This window comes from Mycolicibacter hiberniae (assembly GCF_010729485.1).
GTDB classification, from domain to species: domain Bacteria; phylum Actinomycetota; class Actinomycetes; order Mycobacteriales; family Mycobacteriaceae; genus Mycobacterium; species Mycobacterium hiberniae.
In genome coordinates this window covers 3,262,097-3,278,446 of record NZ_AP022609.1, presented here as the reverse complement: position 1 = coordinate 3,278,446, position 16,350 = coordinate 3,262,097, and the positions used below count along the sequence as shown (strand labels likewise).

Genomic DNA, 16,350 nt, shown 5'->3' with positions numbered 1-16,350 from the left:
GGCTACCGGCCGGGCGCTTGGTGACCTCGACGGTGGGAGAACACCGCCGCCGTGCGCGCGATGCGCGCGTCGCCGCGCAGCTGCTCCAAAGACTCCGCCAGCGGCAGACGCCAGTTCGGGTATTGGTCGACCGTGCCGGGCAGGTTTGGCTGGCAGGGATCGGCCAGCACGTCGTAGAGCGAGACCAGCTTCAGCAGGCAGGGCGTGGCAGCCAAGAAGCGGTGCATGGCCTCGATGATCCGCGAATCGTCCGGGGCCAAGGTGTCGTCTACCGGCTCGAGCAGGCCCTCGGACCGAAGCAGCGCCAGCCACTCGGCCCGTTCGGCCTCGGCGGCGGCCTGCGCGGCCGCGACGTCGTCGAGCAGGCCCCGGTCGGCGCGTGCCCGCACGTGCTCCGCCCGCAAGAATCCGGCCGCGGTGGGCAGGTCATGGGTGGAGATACTGGCGGCCACCTGTGCCGGCCACTTCGCCGGCGGCAGCAGCGGCTGGCCGGAGGCGGACTGATCGCGGACGAACCAGGAGACCGCGCACCCGAGTATGCCGTTGTCGGCCAGCGCCCGCGAGACCTCCGGCTCGACCGTTCCCAAGTCCTCACCGATGACGACGGCGTTGGCGCGATGCGCCTCCAGGGCCAGCACCGCGAGCATCACGTCGGCGTCGTAGTGGACGTAGGTGCCGCGATCCGGCGTCTCGCCGGGCGGGATCCACCACAGCCGCCACAACCCGGCGACGTGGTCGATACGCACGCCGTCCGCATGGGCCAGCACGGCGCGCAGCATGTCGCGCACCGCGCGGTAGCCGGTGGCGGCCAGGCGGTCCGGCCGCCAGGGCGGCAGCCGCCAATCCTGCCCGTGCGGGCTGAAGGTGTCCGGCGGTGCCCCGACGCTGGCCGCACCGGCCAGCACGTCGGACAGGGCCCAGGCATCGGCGCCATCGGGGTCGACGCCGACGGCCAGATCGTGCAGCACGCCCACGCCCGCGTCCTTGGCCGCGGTCTGCACCGCGAGAAGCTGCTCGCTGCAGCGTTGCTGGACCCAGGCATGAAATGCGATCCGTGGCGCGAGCTCCCGCCGGGCCGCCGCCACCGCGGGCCCGGCCGGGTCGTGCAGCGGCGCCGGCCATGTCGACCAGCGACCGCCATGGCATTCGGCCAGCGCGCAGTAGGTGGCCCAGTCACGCAGGGCAGCGCCGGCCGGTTCCGCGAGTCCCGGGCGCCCGTCAGCGCGCCAGAGCAACTCCAAGGCGGCGCGTTTGGCTGCCCAGACCAGGTCGTAGTCGATGCGCGCGGTGTCGGCGGACACACGCAGCGCATCGACTTCGGCGCGGGTGTCCGGGTCGGCACGGTGGTAGGCGCCGAGGTCGCCGATGCACAGTGCCAGGGGGTTGGCGAACAGCCGACTCGACGGCGTATACGGCGAAGGCTGAACCGGATGCGTCGGCCCCGGCGCATGCAGCGGGTTGAGCAGCACCGCTGCGGCGCCGTGCTCGGCGGCGGTCCACGTGATCCAATCCCGCAGATCCGCCAGATCACCGATGCCCCAGGAGCGGGCGGACCGCAACGCGTACAGCTGCAGCATCCATCCCCACGCGCGTGGCGCCTGCGGCACCTGCGGGGGAGCGGCGGCCAGGGTCATCCGCCGGCCCGAACGCAGCTCCACGTCGTACCAGCCCGGCGGCAGGCCCGCGGGCAGTTCGTCGTGCACCACCGTGCGCTGCCCGTCCTCGCCCACCAGCGCAACGGCTCCGGGAAATGGTTGCGGCCGGCCGGTCACCCGGACGGCGGCGGTAGACGGTGCCGCCCCGGGCCGGTCGCCCTGTGCAAGCCGGAGCAACTCGCGCTGCCGGTCGGCTGCGCTGCCGGCCGCGACATCGAGCAACCCGAGCACCCGGATCACGACATCGGCGTCGACCTGCACCAAATCGCGGCGCTCATTGCGATAGGCCGTGGCCACACCGTGCGCCGCCGCCAGCCGGCGTAGGTCCTCGGGCACCACGACAACCCCTATACCCGCCTGCGGTGCGTTTCACCGTCGCTGCGCGGCGATTGTTTGACCGCCCAGCAGGCGGGTAGCCCCGCCTCAGGCAACGGCGCCGGCGGTGCCGACGAGATGGAGTGAGTATGAGCGTTACCCCAGACCAGGCCGAGGCCGTGACCGCCGCCGCGGATCGCATCGGCGACCCGCCCATGCCGCTTGAGTTCTGGCCGGGCAACCGCGCCCCGCTCGGCGCCAGCTATGACGGCGGGGGAACCAACTTCGCACTGTTCTCCGGGATCGCCGAGCGGGTTGAGCTGTGCCTGATCGACGACGAGGGCCAGCAGACCGCGATCCCACTCGAGGAGGTCGACGGCTACGTCTGGCACGCCTATCTGCCGTCGGTGGCGCCGGGACAGCACTACGGATTCCGGGTCCATGGGCCGTTCGACCCGCCGTCCGGACACCGATGCGACCCCAGCAAACTGTTGCTCGACCCCTACGGCAGAGCGTTCGCGGGCGACTTCGCCTTCGACCAGGCCCTGTTCTCCTACGACATGGCGGCCGGAGGCGACTTTCCGCAGACCGATTCGCTGCCCCGGGTGGATTCGCTGGGGCACACGATGACCAGCGTGGTGATCAATCCGTACTTCGACTGGGCGACCGACCGGCCGCCGATGACCCCGTACAACGAAACGATCATCTACGAGACCCATGTCAAGGGCATGACCCAGACGCATCCGGATGTTCCCGAGGCGCATCGCGGCACCTACGCCGGACTGGCGCATCCGGTGGTCATCGACCACCTGCAGGCCCTCAACGTCACCGCTGTCGAGCTGATGCCGGTACACCAGTTCATGCACGACGACCGCCTGCTGAAGATGGGTCTGCGGAACTATTGGGGCTACAACACTTTCGGATTCTTCGCCCCGCACAGCCAGTACGCGGCAGGCCGGCAACCGGGGGCAGCCGTAGCGGAGTTCAAGACCATGGTGCGCAGCTTCCATGAAGCGGGCATCGAGGTGATTCTCGACGTGGTCTACAACCACACCGCCGAGGGCAACCACCTGGGGCCGACCATCAGCTTCCGCGGTATCGACAACGCCGCCTACTACCGGCTCGTCGACGACGACCGCAGCCGGTACATGGACTACACCGGCACGGGCAACAGCCTCAATGCGCGTCACCCGCACGCGCTGCAACTGATCATGGACTCGCTGCGCTACTGGGTGACCGAGATGCACGTCGACGGTTTTCGCTTCGACCTGGCATCGACGCTTGCTCGCGAATTCTATGACGTGGACCGGCTTTCGGCGTTCTTCGATCTGATTCAGCAAGACCCGGTGGTCAGCCAGGTCAAGCTGATCGCCGAGCCGTGGGATGTCGGGGAAGGCGGTTATCAGGTGGGCAACTTCCCCGGCCTGTGGACCGAATGGAACGGAAAGTACCGGGACACCGTGCGGGACTACTGGCGAGGCCAGCCGGAGACGCTGGGGGAGTTCGCATCCCGGCTCACCGGTTCGTCTGATCTCTATGAGTCCACCGGGCGCCGGCCCGGCGCCAGTATCAACTTCGTGGTCGCCCACGACGGGTTCACCCTGCGCGACCTGGTGTCCTACAACGAGAAGCACAACGAGGCCAACGGCGACGACAACTCCGACGGCGAGAGCCACAATCGGTCGTGGAACTGCGGCGTCGAAGGGCCCACCGACGACCCGGACATCGAGGCGCTTCGGGGACAACAGATGCGCAACATCCTTGCCACCCTGCTGCTGTCGCAAGGGACACCGATGATCGCGCACGGTGACGAGCTGGGCCGCACCCAGCACGGCAACAACAACGCCTACTGCCAGGACTCCGAGCTGGCCTGGATGGACTGGTCACTGGCCGAGACCAACGCCGACCTGCTGAGCTTCACCCGCGGCCTAACGCAGCTTCGCAAACAGCATCCGGTGTTTCGCCGGCGCCGGTTCTTGCAGGGACGTCCGGTGCGGCACGGCGACGAGATCGGCGACGTCGCCTGGTTCAATCCCGCCGGCCGTGAGATGAGCTCCGATGACTGGGACAACGGATTCGACAAATGCATCATGGTGTTTCTCAACGGCGAGGCGATCCGCGAGCCTGACATGCGCGGTCAGCGGGTGGTGGATGACTCGTTTGTGCTGTGCTTCAATGCGCACGAGGAGACGGTCGGGTTTGCCGTTCCCGGCGAAGAATACGCGCAAGAATGGACCGTTGAAATGGACACCGCGGAGCCGGCATCGCCCATGGCGCAGCCTGTTCGCGCCGGGGAAGAGGTATCGGTGCGCGGGCGTTCGCTGCTCGTCCTGCGGAAAGTACGCTGAGGTATGACCCGCCCGGTGCTGTCCACTTACCGGCTACAGCTGAGGGGCCCGGAAAGCGGATTCGCGTTCACCTTCGCCGATGCGCAAGACCAGCTCGACTACCTCGACGAACTCGGCGTTTCGCACCTGTATCTGTCGCCGGTCATGACCGCGGTGCGCGGATCGGCGCACGGCTATGACGTCACCGACCCGACCACGGTCTCCGCGGAGTTGGGCGGCGCAGAAGGGTTGGCCCGGTTGTCCGCCGCGGCCCGGGCTCGGGGCATGGGCCTGGTGATCGACATCGTTCCCAACCACGTCGGTGTGCAACACCCGGAGCAGAACCCGTGGTGGTGGGACGTACTGATGCACGGCCGCTCCTCGCGGTATGCCGCGTTCTTCGACATCGACTGGGACATCGGTGACGGCCGGGTCATACTGCCGGTACTGGGATCTGACGCCGACGTGGCCGATCTGACCGTCGACGGGCAGGTGCTGCGGCTCGGTGATCTGGTGTGGCCGATCGCGCCGGGAACCGGCGGCGGCAGCGGCGCGCAAGTCCACGATCGTCAGCACTATCGGTTGGTCGGCTGGCGTGACGGCAGCTGCGGATACCGGCGTTTCTTCTCGATCACCTCGTTGGCCGGCCTGCGTCAAGAGGACCGCGCCGTATTCGACGCGTGGCACGCCGAGGTGTCCCGCTGGTTCGCCGACGGGCTCGTCGACGGCTTGCGGGTCGATCATCCAGACGGGCTGGCGAATCCGCAGGGATATCTCGCGTGGCTGCGTGAGCTGGTGGGTCCTGACGCCTGGATCGTCGTCGAAAAGATTCTGGCCGTCGACGAGGCACTCGAACCGAGCCTGCCGGTGGCGGGCTCCACCGGCTACGATGCCCTGCGCGAGATCGGCGGGCTGTTCATCGACCCCGAAGGCGAGCCGGCGCTGACCGAACTGTTCGAAACCGTGGGAATCGACTACCGCGCGATGCCGGCCCTGGTGGCCGAGCAGAAGGCGATCGCGGCAACCGAGACGCTGTCCAGCGAGCTGGCGCGGTTGCACCGTTGTGTGGTGGCCGCCACCGGCGCTGACCATCCGCAGTTGACCGATGCCATCGTGGCCTTGCTGGGTCGCATCGGCGTCTATCGCAGCGACTACCTGGGCCTGACGGCGATCCTGCCGGTGGCGCTGGGGCAGGTCCGCGCGCAGCGGCCCGATTTCGACGAGCCACTGCAGCTGGTCGCGGCAGCGATCGCGGGCGGGGGCGATACCGCGGTGCGGTTGCAGCAACTGTGCGGAGCGGTGACCGCCAAGGCGATCGAAGACTGTCAGTTCTATCGCGACGCGCGGCTGGTGTCGCTCAACGAAGTCGGCGGGGACCCGAGCTGCTTCGGGGTGGGCGCCGCGGAGTTTCATCACCGTGCCGCCACCAGAGCTCAACACTGGTCCCGCGCCATGACCGCCCTGTCCACCCACGACACCAAACGCGGCGAGGACGTGCGGGCCCGCATCGCGGTGCTGTCGCAGGTGCCGTCGTTGTGGGCGGACTTCGTCGCCCGATGGGAGGCCCGGACACCGTCGCCTGATCTGGCGACCGGGCTTTTTCTGTGGCAGAACATTTTCGGCGTATGGCCCCTCGACGGCCGGGTGAGTTCCGCGCTGCGCGAGCGCCTGCACTCCTATGCCGAAAAGGCAGCTCGCGAAGCGGCCAGGCGGACCACATGGCACACCCCCGACGCCGAGTTCGAGGGCGCCCTGCATCGCTGGCTCGATGCCGTCCTGGACGGAGCCATCGCACGGGAGATGACCGAACTCGCCCGCGAACTCGCCCCGCATATCGAAAGCGACGTCCTGGGGCAGAAACTGCTGGCGCTGACCGTTCCGGGTATCCCGGATGTCTACCAGGGCACCGAATTCTGCGACGACAGCTTGGTGGATCCAGACAACCGGCGGGCGGTGGACTACGCCGCGCGCCGCGACGCGCTTCGGTCCCTGCGCCCCCCGAAGATGCGGGTTGTCGCCGCGGCGTTGCAGATGCGACGAGCGCGCCCGGACACCTTCCTGCGTGGCGGGCATCACCCGCTGCCGGCTTCGGGGCCGGCGGGCGAACACGTCGTGGCGTTTCGGCGCGGCGAGGACGTCGTGGTGGCGGTCAGCCGGTGGACGGTGCGCCTGCAGGGCACCGGATGGCACGGCACCGTCGTCGAGCTCCCGCCGGGCACCTGGACCGACGCGTTCTCCGGTGTCGGCCATCGCGGAGCGGTGTCGGCTGTCGAACTGTTCGCCGAACTGCCGGTAGCTCTGCTGGAGCGCGTCGATGGCTGACTTCGCCGTCTGGGCCCCGACTCCGGAAGTCGTTCGCCTCGATGTCGACGGGGTGGCCTACCCGATGTCCCCGACGGGCGGCGGGTGGTGGCGCACGGCTCTCGAAGTGGCGCCCGACGCACGTTACGGGTTCCTGCTCGACGACGATCCGCAGGTGCTGCCGGATCCGCGGTCGGCCCGCCAGCCCGACGGCGTGCACGCGCGCTCGGCGTTGTGGGACGACACCGGCCTGACCTGGACCGACCAGGACTGGGCGGGCAGGCGTGTCGACGGTGCGGTGATCTATGAACTGCATGTCGGCACCTTCACGCCGGGCGGAACGTTCGACTCGGCCATCGAGAAGCTGGATCATCTGGTCGGGTTGGGCGTCGATTTCGTCGAGCTGATGCCGGTCAACGCCTTTTCCGGTGCCCACGGATGGGGTTACGACGGCCTGCTGTGGTACGCGGTGCACGAGCCCTACGGTGGGCCAGACGGGCTGGCGCGCTTCATCGACGCCTGCCACGGCCGCGGTCTGGGTGTGCTGATCGACGCGGTGTTCAACCACCTCGGCCCCTCGGGGAACTATCTGCCGCGCCTCGGGCCGTATCAGTCGCAGACTCGCAACCCGTGGGGCAGTGCCATCAACATCGACGGCGCCGACTCCGACGAAGTTCGTCGCTACATCATCGACTGCGCACTGCGCTGGATGCGGGTCTTTCACGCCGACGGTCTCCGGCTGGATGCGGTGCACGCACTGGTCGACACCACGGCCATCCATATTCTTGAGGAGCTGGCCGCTGAAACCGATGCCCTTGCAGCACAGTTGGGCCGTCCGTTGTCGCTTGTCGCGGAAAGCGACCGCAACGATCCGCGGACCGTTGCCGGCCGCGCAGACGGCGGTTACGGGATCCACGCGCAATGGGATGACGACGTCCACCACGCCATCCACACGGCGGTTTCCGGGGAGCGGCAAGGCTATTACGCCGATTTCGGCAGCCTGGCCGCCTTGGTGACCACGCTACGCAACGGCTTCTTCCACGCGGCCACGTACTCGTCGTTCCGCCACCGGCGGCACGGCCGTCCGGTGCCCAAGTCGCAGATTCCGGCCACCCGGCTGGTGGCCTACACCTGTACCCACGATCAGATCGGAAACCGGGCGCTGGGGGACCGGCCGTCGCAGAACCTGACATCGGGCCAACTTGCGGTCAAGGCGGCGCTGGCGCTGCTGTCGCCCTACACCGCAATGCTTTTCATGGGCGAGGAATGGGGTGCGCTGACGCCGTTCCAGTTCTTCAGTTCGCACGAAGACCCCCAGGTGGCGCGGGCCACCGCCGAGGGCCGCAAGGCCGAGTTCGCCGACCACGGCTGGGATGCCGACGACATCCCGGACCCGCAGGACCCCCAGACCTTTCAGCGGTCCACACTGGACTGGGCCGAGCTCGAGGCCCCACACCATGCTCAGCTGCTGGGCGTCTACCGGGCACTGGTCGGGTTGCGCAGGGAAACCGGCACGGACGGTTCCTGGCTGGCACCCGGCGAGATCGGCTATGACGAGGACAGGCGATGGATCGCGATGCGCCGCGGCCCGGTGCTGCTGATCTGCAATCTGAGCGATGCCGAGGTCAGCGTGCCGGTCCGGGGTGAGCCGGTACTGGCCTGGGGGTCGCCCCAGACGGTGGCCGACGCGACCGTACTGCCGGGACACTCCTTCGTGGTCTTGCGCCCGGAGGGCGAATCGTCCCGCCGGTTATGAGCCGGCCCGCGCGGCGCGTTGCGGCCCGGGGCTAGGAGAACACCGTCTGAGCGCAGGTCGACGGCGTGGTGAGGTTGACACCGGCGTAGACCACCTGCACGTGGGTGCAGACAATGACGTTGGCGTCCGTCTTGGGCTGGCCGGTCGAATACTCCAGGACGTCGATGCTGCCGTTGGTCTGGTATTTCTCCGGCGGGCCCTCGCCGTAGTACATCGATTGGATCACCGCGCCGGTTCCGTCCTTGAACACCTTGGTACCCGGTCCGCCGCGGTCTTTGAACCAGCCCTCGCCGCCGTCGGTGTGCACGTCGAGATAGGCGGTCCGCTTCGACGAGCGGATCTCGGTGCTCTGGCGTGCCCACAGGTCGGGCGGGAAGCCGGTCAGGCCCTCGGGCGTCTGCAGCCGCACCCCGACGGTGAACCTGCACAGCGGCGGTGCGCTGCAGTCGACCCAGCTGTGGGTCTGGAGCTGATCAGCTTCGTTGACCGGCAACAGTGACGTCTTGGAGTCGCTGGCCGCCGACGCGATCGCCGGCGGAATCAGCGCGGCCAGCAACGTCAACGCGGCCGGGACCATCAGCAACCGCTTCATGCCGCACCAACCTAGACCCGCGATCACTGGTCGTAGGTCACTTCCACCGAATCGGTCTCGGGGTGGGCCTGGCATGCCAGAATCAGCCCTTCGGCGAGGTCCTGAGGCTCCAGCACATCGTTGATCTCCATGGTGACCTTGCCCTTTTTCAACTCGCAGGCGCAGGCGCCGCAGTGGCCCTCCCGGCAGGAGAACGGAGCGTCGATGCCCTTGTCCAGCAGCAGGTCGAGCAACTTGACGTGTCGGGGCCACACCAGCTCGTGCTGTTCGCCGTCCAGCTCCACGGTGACGGTGGCCGGCGCCGCCGCCTGCTCGCCCTCCGGCGCTTCGGTGATCGTCACCGCGGCGAACGGGTCGCCCTCCAGCGACTTGAACACCTCCAGATGGACCTGCTCGGCGGGAACGTCGCAGTCCCCCAGGGCCTCGCGGGCGGCCTGCATGAACGGGCCCGGGCCACAGATGAAGACCTGGCGATCGGTGTAGGGCGCGGCCAGCTGTGCCAGCGCCGCACGGGACGGCAGGCCCTGGACCGACTCCAGCCAGTGCACCACCGTCAGCCGGTCAGGGTAGGCGGCGGTCAGCTCGCGCAGCGCGGCGGCGAAGATCACCGACCGTTCGTCGCGGTTGGCGTAGACCAGCACCACCTTGCCGCTGCCCTGCGATAGCGCCGACTTGCAGATGGCCATCATCGGGGTGATTCCACTGCCGGCGGCCAGCAGCAGAAAGTCGGTGTCCAGCGATTTGGGCACGAAGGTGCCCGAGGGCGCCAGCACGTGCATGCGCATTCCGGGGTGGGCGTTGTCGCACAGCCAGTTCGACGCGTAGCCCTGCGCGGTGCGCTTGACGGTGACCGTCAGCGCATCGTCGGTGAACGGCGAACTGCACAGCGAATAGCAGCGCGCCACCGAGCCGGTCTGGTCGCTGGGAACGCGCAGCGTCAGGAATTGGCCCGGCGAGTACTTCAGCCGCTGCGCGGGGATCTCTGGGTCGTCCGGCCCGTCGGGAACGCCGAAAACCAGGGACCGGGCGTCGTCGGTTTCGGTGACGACTGCGGTGATCTGCAGTTCCAGCACATGAGCACCGAGTGATTTGTCCGGAATGGTCTCCGTCACGGGCCGCCCTTCATCTTCGGTCACAACTAGAACAGGTTACAGAAAAGCGGTCCGCTATCGCCACCAGCAGCAGGAACACCGTGCTCGACACAAATCGGAACGTGTTCTAATCTCACACTAGGCTGGTTGGAAATCGGGCCGGAAGAACCTGTTCACTCCTGGGAGGCAATCTAGTGACGTCCATTCAACAGCGTGACGCGCAGTCGGTGTTGGCCGCCATCGACGACCTGCTGCCGCAGTTGCGTGAGCGCGCCCAGGAGACAGAAGACCTGCGTAAGCTGCCCGACGCCAACGTCGCGGCGCTCGAGGAGATCGGCTTTTTCCGGCTGCTGCAGCCCGAGCAGTGGGGCGGAATGCAGTGCGACCCCACCATCTTCTACGAGGCAGTGCGCCGCCTGGCCAGTGCCTGCGGCTCCACCGGCTGGGTGGCCGGCATCATCGGCGTGCACAACTGGCACCTGGCCCTGTTCGACCAGCAGGCCCAGGAAGACGTCTGGGGTGAGGACACCGGAGTCCGGATCTCCTCGTCGTACGCGCCGATGGGCGCCGGTGTGGTCACCGAGACCGCCGACGGCTACATCGTCAACGGTTCGTGGAACTGGTCGTCGGGCTGTGACCACGCCACCTGGGCATTCCTCGGCGGTCCGGTGATCAAGGACGGCAAGCCGGTCGACTTCGGCAGCTTCTTGATCCCGATCTCCGACTACCGCATCGATGACGTCTGGCACGTGGTGGGCCTGCGTGGCACCGGCAGCAACACCGTCGTGGTCAAGGACGCCTTCGTGCCGCGGCATCGCTTCTTGTCCTACCGGGCGATGAACGACGGCACCGCCGGCGGCTACCAGACCAACACCGCGCCGGTCTACAAGATGCCGTGGGGCACCATTCACCCGACCACCATCTCGACGCCGATCATGGGGATGGCCTACGGCGCCTACGAGGCGCACGTCGAGCACCAGGGCAAGCGGGTGCGTGCGGCGTTCGCCGGGGAGAAGGCCAAGGACGACCCGTTCGCCAAGGTCCGCATCGCCGAGGCCGCCAGCGACATCGACGCCGGCTGGCGCCAGCTGATCGGCAACGTCGGCGACGAGTACGCGCTGCTGGCCGCCGGCAGGGAGATCCCGTTCGAGCTGCGGGCCCGGGCCCGGCGTGACCAGGTCCGCGCCACCGGCCGGGCCATCGCCTCCATCGACCGGCTGTTCGAGGCCGCCGGAGCCACGGCGCTGTCGAATGACGCACCGGTGCAGCGGTTCTGGCGTGACGCGCATGCGGGTCGGGTGCACGCGGCCAACGACCCGGAGCGCGCATACATGATCTTCGGTAACCACGAGTTCGGGTTGCCACCCGGCGACACCATGGTCTGATCGAACTGGACCTGGCTGGGACAACGACGAGCTAGCTGGAGGTATCACCGATGAGTATCCGTTCACTGGGCTACCTGCGGATCCAGGCCACCGACATGGCGGCGTGGCGGGACTTCGGGCTGAAGGTTCTCGGCATGGTCGAGGGATCAGGCACCTGTGAGGGCGCGCTGTACCTGCGGATGGACGAGTTCCCCGCCCGCCTGGTGGTGGTGCCCGGCGACACCGACCGGTTGCTGGTATCCGGCTGGGAATGCGCCAACGCCGAAGGAGTGGCCGACATCCGGCAACGTCTGGAGGCCGAGGGCACGCCCTACAAGGAGGCGACCGCGGCCGAGTTGGCCGAGCGCTGCGTCCAGGAGATGATCGCCTTCGACGACCCGTCGGGCAATCACCTGGAGGTGTTCCACGGTGTGGCACTGCAGCATCGCCGGGTGGTCAGCCCCTACGGCCACCGGTTCGTCACCGAGGAGCAGGGCCTGGGCCACGTGGTGCTGTCCACCAAGGACGACGCCGAGGCTCTGCACTTCTACCGCGACGTGCTCGGCTTCCGGCTGCGCGACTCCATGCGGCTGCCCCCGCAGATGGTCGGCCGCCCGGCCGACGGCGACCCGGCCTGGCTACGGTTCTTCGGCTGCAACCCGCGTCACCACAGCCTGGCGTTTCTACCGATGCCGACGCCCACCGGAATCGTGCACCTGATGGTCGAAGTGGAGAACGCCGACGACGTCGGCCTCTGCCTGGACCGCGTCGCACGCCGCAAGATTCCGATGGCCGCCACGCTGGGACGGCATGTCAACGACAAGATGCTGTCGTTCTACATGAAGGCGCCCAGCGGTTTTCAGATCGAGTTCGGCTGCGAGGGGCTCGAGGTCGATGACGAGGACTGGGTGGCCCGGGAGAGCACGGCTGTCAGCCTCTGGGGGCATGACTTCACCGTGGGCATGCAATAGCTGTGACCGAAGAACCCGGGATCGACCCGCGCGCGTTTCGCAATGTGCTCGGCCAGTTCTGTACCGGCATCACGATCATCACCACGGTGGACAACGAGGTGCCGGTCGGGTTCGCCTGCCAGTCGTTCGCCGCGCTGTCCCTGGATCCGCCGCTGGTGCTGTTCTGCCCGACCAAGCAGTCGCGGTCCTGGCAGGCCATCGAGTCCAGCGGAAAATTCTGCGTCAACATCCTGGCCGAGGAGCAGAAGGACGTCTGCGCCCGGTTCGGCTCTCGCGAGCCGGACAAGTTCGCCGGTGTGGACTGGCAGCCTTCTGAACTGGGGTCGCCCATCCTGGCCGGGTCGCTGGCCCACATCGACTGCACGGTGGCCTCGGTGCACGACGGAGGCGACCATTTCGTGGTCTTCGGTGCGGTGCAGTCGCTTTCGGATGTGCCGAAGGTGAAGCCGCGGCCGCTGCTGTTCTATCGCGGTGACTACACCGGCATCGAGCCGGACAAGACCACCCCGGCGCACTGGCGCGATGACCTGGAGGCGTTCCTCACCGCCACCACTGACGACACCTGGTTGTAGTGCTTTGGGCCGGCTGCGTGGTTAGCATGCAGCGGGTGAAGCGACTTGGTTGGTCGGCAGCGGCGACCGCTGCCTACGCCGCAGTGATGCTGGTGCTGGACCGCGGGATGCGCAAGACCGGCGGGCCCGGCATCATCCCCTTCGAACTGGCCGGCAACCGCGAGCGAACCCAGCAGATCTTGGACGTTTGGGGACCGGAGGGCCGGCGCTGGGCGCGCTGGTCGCTGTGGCTCGATTTCGGCTACATGCTGACCTACGGCACCGCCGCGCTGCTGCTCATCGAGCGCACCCGCAGTCGCCACGGACATCCGATCGCACTGCGGCTGTTACCGATTGCCGCGGTTGCCGGTGACGCGGTCGAGGGGGTGGCGCTGCTGCGGGTACTCGACGGTGTCGACCTCGACGCCAACGCCCGGCGCGCCCGCGGCGCGGCGTCGGTCAAGTTCGCACTGCTGGCAATCGGGCTCGGCTACACCATCACCGGCGCGGTGCACCGCCGCTCATGAGCCGTGCCAGCATCGCTGGTGCTCGGCGTGGGTGTGCAGGTAGGCCCCCGGCGCGTAGAACTGGTCGTAGAAGTCGGTGTCCAGATGCTGCGCCTGCAGATACATCAACACATGCACGGTCGGGACGGTGCCCGGCAGCTTGCCGAAAGTGTCGTAGATGTAGGACGCCTCGCACGTGACCAGGTCGGCGATGCCGTCCGGCGGCAGAGCCGACCGGCGCACCGTCGCGCTGTCTGACCACGGACCCGGCGTCTCGGGGTGCGACGGGCCGCCGGGCCCGAACTTGCGGGCCACCAGCCTGCGGACACCCTCGGCGACTGAGCTGACATGCGGTGGGCTCAGGGTGTCGAAGTGGCCGGGTAGGCCGGTGACGTTCGGGAAAGGCCAGCGGGGATCGGTGTCGGCGACGAAGCCCAGGCCGGGTGCGCGCGGATCGCCCGAGCCGCCGAGCACCGACAACCGGTCCAGCCCGTCGAAGATCCAGCCGCCCAAACCCATCGCCTGCAAGGCCAGTGCGCCGTTGTGCGCGGCGATCGACAGCTCGGCACTGGCCTCGGTCAGGGTGTACTGCTCGACGAACGACAACGGTATCGGGTCGTCGACATGGGCCAGACCGGAAAAGGCTGAAACGCCGGGGATCTCCCGGTTGTTGATGTCATCACGGACCGGATAGCCGTTCGCCGCGAAGAACCACAGATTCTCCAGCAGATGCTCGGCCAGGTCGGCCACGTTGAAGGCCAGCAGACTACCCGCATGGTTGCCGATCCAGGTGTTGTGACCTTCCATATAGGGCTCTTCGCGCGGCAATTCCAGGCGTGACTCTGACAGGCGCACATAGGAATCGGCGGTATGGCTTATCCACTGTTCGATGGTGTCGAACTGCTGTGGCTGCTGGTCGCGCGTAGGCAGCAGGTAACAGCCGGTGTCGTCGGTGAAGAACAGCTGGCTGGTGTGAAAACCGGCCGCCGACGGCATGGCCCGCCCGGTGGCGCTGCCCGGATAATTCGGCAGCGCCGGGGCGTAGCCCGGATGGTGCGCGATGCCGTCATGCCAGCCGGTGGCCCCGGCCATCAGCGACAGCAGCAGGGCGCGCTCGACCTCGGACAACGGCTGCGCCGGCCGGCGGCTGGTGTAGGCCAGCGCACCTGCCGGGATGGCGCCGCCCACCGGAAACCGGCGCGAGCGGCGTCCGGTGATGGCGGCGAACAGCCCGAAACCGGCCGCCTGCGCCAGCGCGGCCCGTTCATGCTCAGTGATCACCAGGGCCATCGCCCGGGCCTACTTGCTGACGGTCTCCAGCAGCATGGCCAGCTGGGTCGGCGAGACCGCGATCCCGCACTCGTTCTTCAGGTCGGTCAGCGGCTGGGCGATGCCCTGCAGGGTCGAGAGCTGGTCGAGGTGGCCGATGAAGTAGCCCTGAACCGAGGACTTGGCCTGGTCCGCGGGCATGGTGGCCGCGGAGGTCAGCACGTCGTTGGCCTCCGGGTGGTCGTGCAGGAACGCACCCGCCTGGCCCAGCACGCCACTGGCGGTGTTGGACAGCCCCGCCGCCGTGCACTGGCCGGGTGCGGCATCGGCCTCAGGTGAGGTGCTCCACGGGGCCGCTGCTGCGGCCACCGCGCCGAGCATGCCGACTGCTGCCGCGCCGAGCGCCAGGCGAGAGGTCGTGGTAGTGGGCATAGCAGTGGTCCCTTCGGTCAGGTTTTTCAAGCTTGGGGTAAACCTACCGGAGGGGCAGCCACTCCCGGAGCCGGCGCAGCGCCTCCTCGATGTCGGCGGTCGGGCCGGCGAACGAGAGGCGGACGTAGGTGTTGCCGCGCTCGGTGTCGAAATCGATTCCGGGCGCCAGCGCGAGCCCGGTGTCGGCCAGCAGACGCGCGCAGAAATCCAGTGAGTCTGCGGTGTGCTCGGCGACGTCGGCATAGACGTAGAAGGCGCCGTCGGTGGGCGCCAACCGGTCGATGCCCAAGCCGCGCAGGCCGTCCAACAGCAGCTCCCGGTTGGCGGCGTAGTGCCGCAGGTGCCCGTCGGATTCGGCGATCGACTCCGGGGTGAACGCGGCGACCGCCGCGTACTGGGCCAGCACCGGGGGGCAGATGGTGAAGTTGCCGGTCAGGCAGTCCACCGCCCGGCGCAGCGCCGGTGGCACCAGCAGCCACCCCAGCCGCCACCCGGTCATCGCGAAGTACTTCGAGAAGCTGTTCGCCACCACAGCGTTGCGGGAGGTCTCCCATGCGCAGCTGGTCTGCGGTGCGCCGGGGTAGACCAGCCCGTGGTACACCTCATCACTGATCAACCGCACTCCGGCCGCGTCGCACCAGGTGGCGATCGCGGCCAGTTCCGCCGGTTCGAGCACCGTGCCGGTCGGGTTGGCCGGACTGGCCACGATCACACCGGCCAGGGGCCCGGGAATCTCGGCGAGCATCTGGGCGGTGGGCTGGAAGCGGGTCTCGGGTCCGCACGGGATCTCGACCACCTCACAGCCCAGCGCGGTCAAGATGTTGCGGTAGCAGGGATAGCCGGGGCTGGCGATCGCCACCCGGTCGCCGGCGTCGAAGCAGGCCAAAAAGGCCAGTAGGAAACCGCCGGAGGAGCCGGTGGTCACCACCACGTCGTCAGGGTCGACGCTCAGACCGTAGCGATCGGCGTAGGAGTCGGCGATGGCCGCACGCAGCTCGGGGATGCCCAGTGCGATGGTGTAGCCCAGCTCGTTGGCCTGCAGTGCCCGCGCGGCGGCGGCACGCACGGGCTCGGGGGCGCCCACACTGGGCTGGCCCGCGGACAGGTTCACCAAATCGCCGTGGCTGCGCTGGCGTTCGGCGGCAGCCAGCCAGACGTCCATGACGTGGAACGGTGGAATGCCGGCGCGCAGCGCCGTGCGGTCGAGATGGTTGGTCATG

General features: G+C 68.2%; 13 protein-coding genes. 7 read left to right on the top strand and 6 right to left on the bottom strand.

Annotated elements, in window-relative coordinates; translation table 11 throughout:
* Positions 1-2: 2 nt before the first annotated feature.
* Positions 3-1,994, bottom strand: coding sequence for a 4-alpha-glucanotransferase (gene malQ / locus G6N14_RS15535; protein WP_085134025.1), 1,992 nt, complete (start codon positions 1,992-1,994; stop codon positions 3-5).
* Positions 1,995-2,185: 191 nt separating this feature from the next.
* Here malQ and glgX point away from each other — a divergent pair, with 191 nt between their 5' ends.
* From glgX to treZ, 3 genes are read left to right on the top strand one after another with little or no spacing between them, the layout of a single operon-like run.
* Positions 2,186-4,318 carry a glycogen debranching protein GlgX gene (gene glgX, locus G6N14_RS15530; protein WP_085134024.1) on the top strand — a complete coding sequence of 711 codons (2,133 nt, stop codon included), beginning with the start codon at positions 2,186-2,188 and terminating at the stop codon, positions 4,316-4,318.
* Positions 4,319-4,321: 3 nt separating this feature from the next.
* On the top strand, positions 4,322-6,619 hold the full coding sequence (treY, locus tag G6N14_RS15525) for a malto-oligosyltrehalose synthase (RefSeq protein ID WP_085134023.1): 2,298 nt from the start codon (positions 4,322-4,324) through the stop codon (positions 6,617-6,619).
* Positions 6,612-8,354: a malto-oligosyltrehalose trehalohydrolase gene (gene treZ / locus G6N14_RS15520; RefSeq protein ID WP_085134022.1), complete on the top strand. Its 1,743-nt coding sequence runs from the start codon at positions 6,612-6,614 to the stop codon at positions 8,352-8,354. The genes treY and treZ overlap by 8 nt, the downstream gene beginning before the upstream one ends.
* Positions 8,355-8,385: 31 nt before the next feature.
* Here the strand turns inward: treZ and G6N14_RS15515 are convergent, their stop codons facing one another.
* Both G6N14_RS15515 and G6N14_RS15510 read right to left on the bottom strand, forming a co-directional pair.
* Positions 8,386-8,946 carry a hypothetical protein gene (locus G6N14_RS15515; protein ID WP_085134021.1) on the bottom strand — a complete coding sequence of 187 codons (561 nt, stop codon included), beginning with the start codon at positions 8,944-8,946 and terminating at the stop codon, positions 8,386-8,388.
* 23 nt (positions 8,947-8,969) lie between these two features.
* The gene (locus G6N14_RS15510; RefSeq protein WP_085134183.1) at positions 8,970-10,058 is read right to left on the bottom strand and encodes a ferredoxin--NADP reductase; all 1,089 of its coding nucleotides are present in this window, start codon (positions 10,056-10,058) and stop codon (positions 8,970-8,972) included.
* 173 nt (positions 10,059-10,231) lie between these two features.
* Here G6N14_RS15510 and hsaA point away from each other — a divergent pair, with 173 nt between their 5' ends.
* The 4 genes from hsaA to G6N14_RS15490 are packed head-to-tail and all read left to right on the top strand — an operon-like array spanning position 10,232 to position 13,450.
* Complete coding sequence (gene hsaA / locus G6N14_RS15505) at positions 10,232-11,422, top strand: 3-hydroxy-9,10-secoandrosta-1,3,5(10)-triene-9,17-dione monooxygenase oxygenase subunit (protein WP_085134020.1); 1,191 nt, start codon at positions 10,232-10,234, stop codon at positions 11,420-11,422.
* Positions 11,423-11,472: 50 nt separating this feature from the next.
* Positions 11,473-12,372: an iron-dependent extradiol dioxygenase HsaC gene (hsaC, locus tag G6N14_RS15500; RefSeq protein WP_085134019.1), complete on the top strand. Its 900-nt coding sequence runs from the start codon at positions 11,473-11,475 to the stop codon at positions 12,370-12,372.
* A 2-nt stretch (positions 12,373-12,374) separates the two neighbouring features.
* A complete protein-coding gene (gene hsaB, locus G6N14_RS15495; protein WP_085128792.1) occupies positions 12,375-12,944 on the top strand; it encodes a 3-hydroxy-9,10-secoandrosta-1,3,5(10)-triene-9,17-dione monooxygenase reductase subunit in 570 nt (189 codons plus the stop codon).
* Positions 12,945-12,979: 35 nt separating this feature from the next.
* A complete protein-coding gene (locus G6N14_RS15490; protein WP_133054888.1) occupies positions 12,980-13,450 on the top strand; it encodes a hypothetical protein in 471 nt (156 codons plus the stop codon).
* Here the strand turns inward: G6N14_RS15490 and G6N14_RS15485 are convergent.
* From G6N14_RS15485 to G6N14_RS15475, 3 genes are read right to left on the bottom strand one after another with little or no spacing between them, the layout of a single operon-like run.
* Entirely contained in the window at positions 13,445-14,719 is a 1,275-nt protein-coding gene (locus tag G6N14_RS15485; protein ID WP_085134017.1) for a hypothetical protein, read from the bottom strand. The genes G6N14_RS15490 and G6N14_RS15485 overlap by 6 nt on opposite strands.
* A gap of 9 nt (positions 14,720-14,728) precedes the next feature.
* Positions 14,729-15,130 carry a heme-binding protein gene (locus G6N14_RS15480; protein ID WP_085134016.1) on the bottom strand — a complete coding sequence of 134 codons (402 nt, stop codon included), beginning with the start codon at positions 15,128-15,130 and terminating at the stop codon, positions 14,729-14,731.
* 43 nt (positions 15,131-15,173) lie between these two features.
* Positions 15,174-16,349, bottom strand: coding sequence for a pyridoxal phosphate-dependent aminotransferase (locus tag G6N14_RS15475; RefSeq protein ID WP_085134015.1), 1,176 nt, complete (start codon positions 16,347-16,349; stop codon positions 15,174-15,176).
* Position 16,350: the final 1 nt, after the last annotated feature.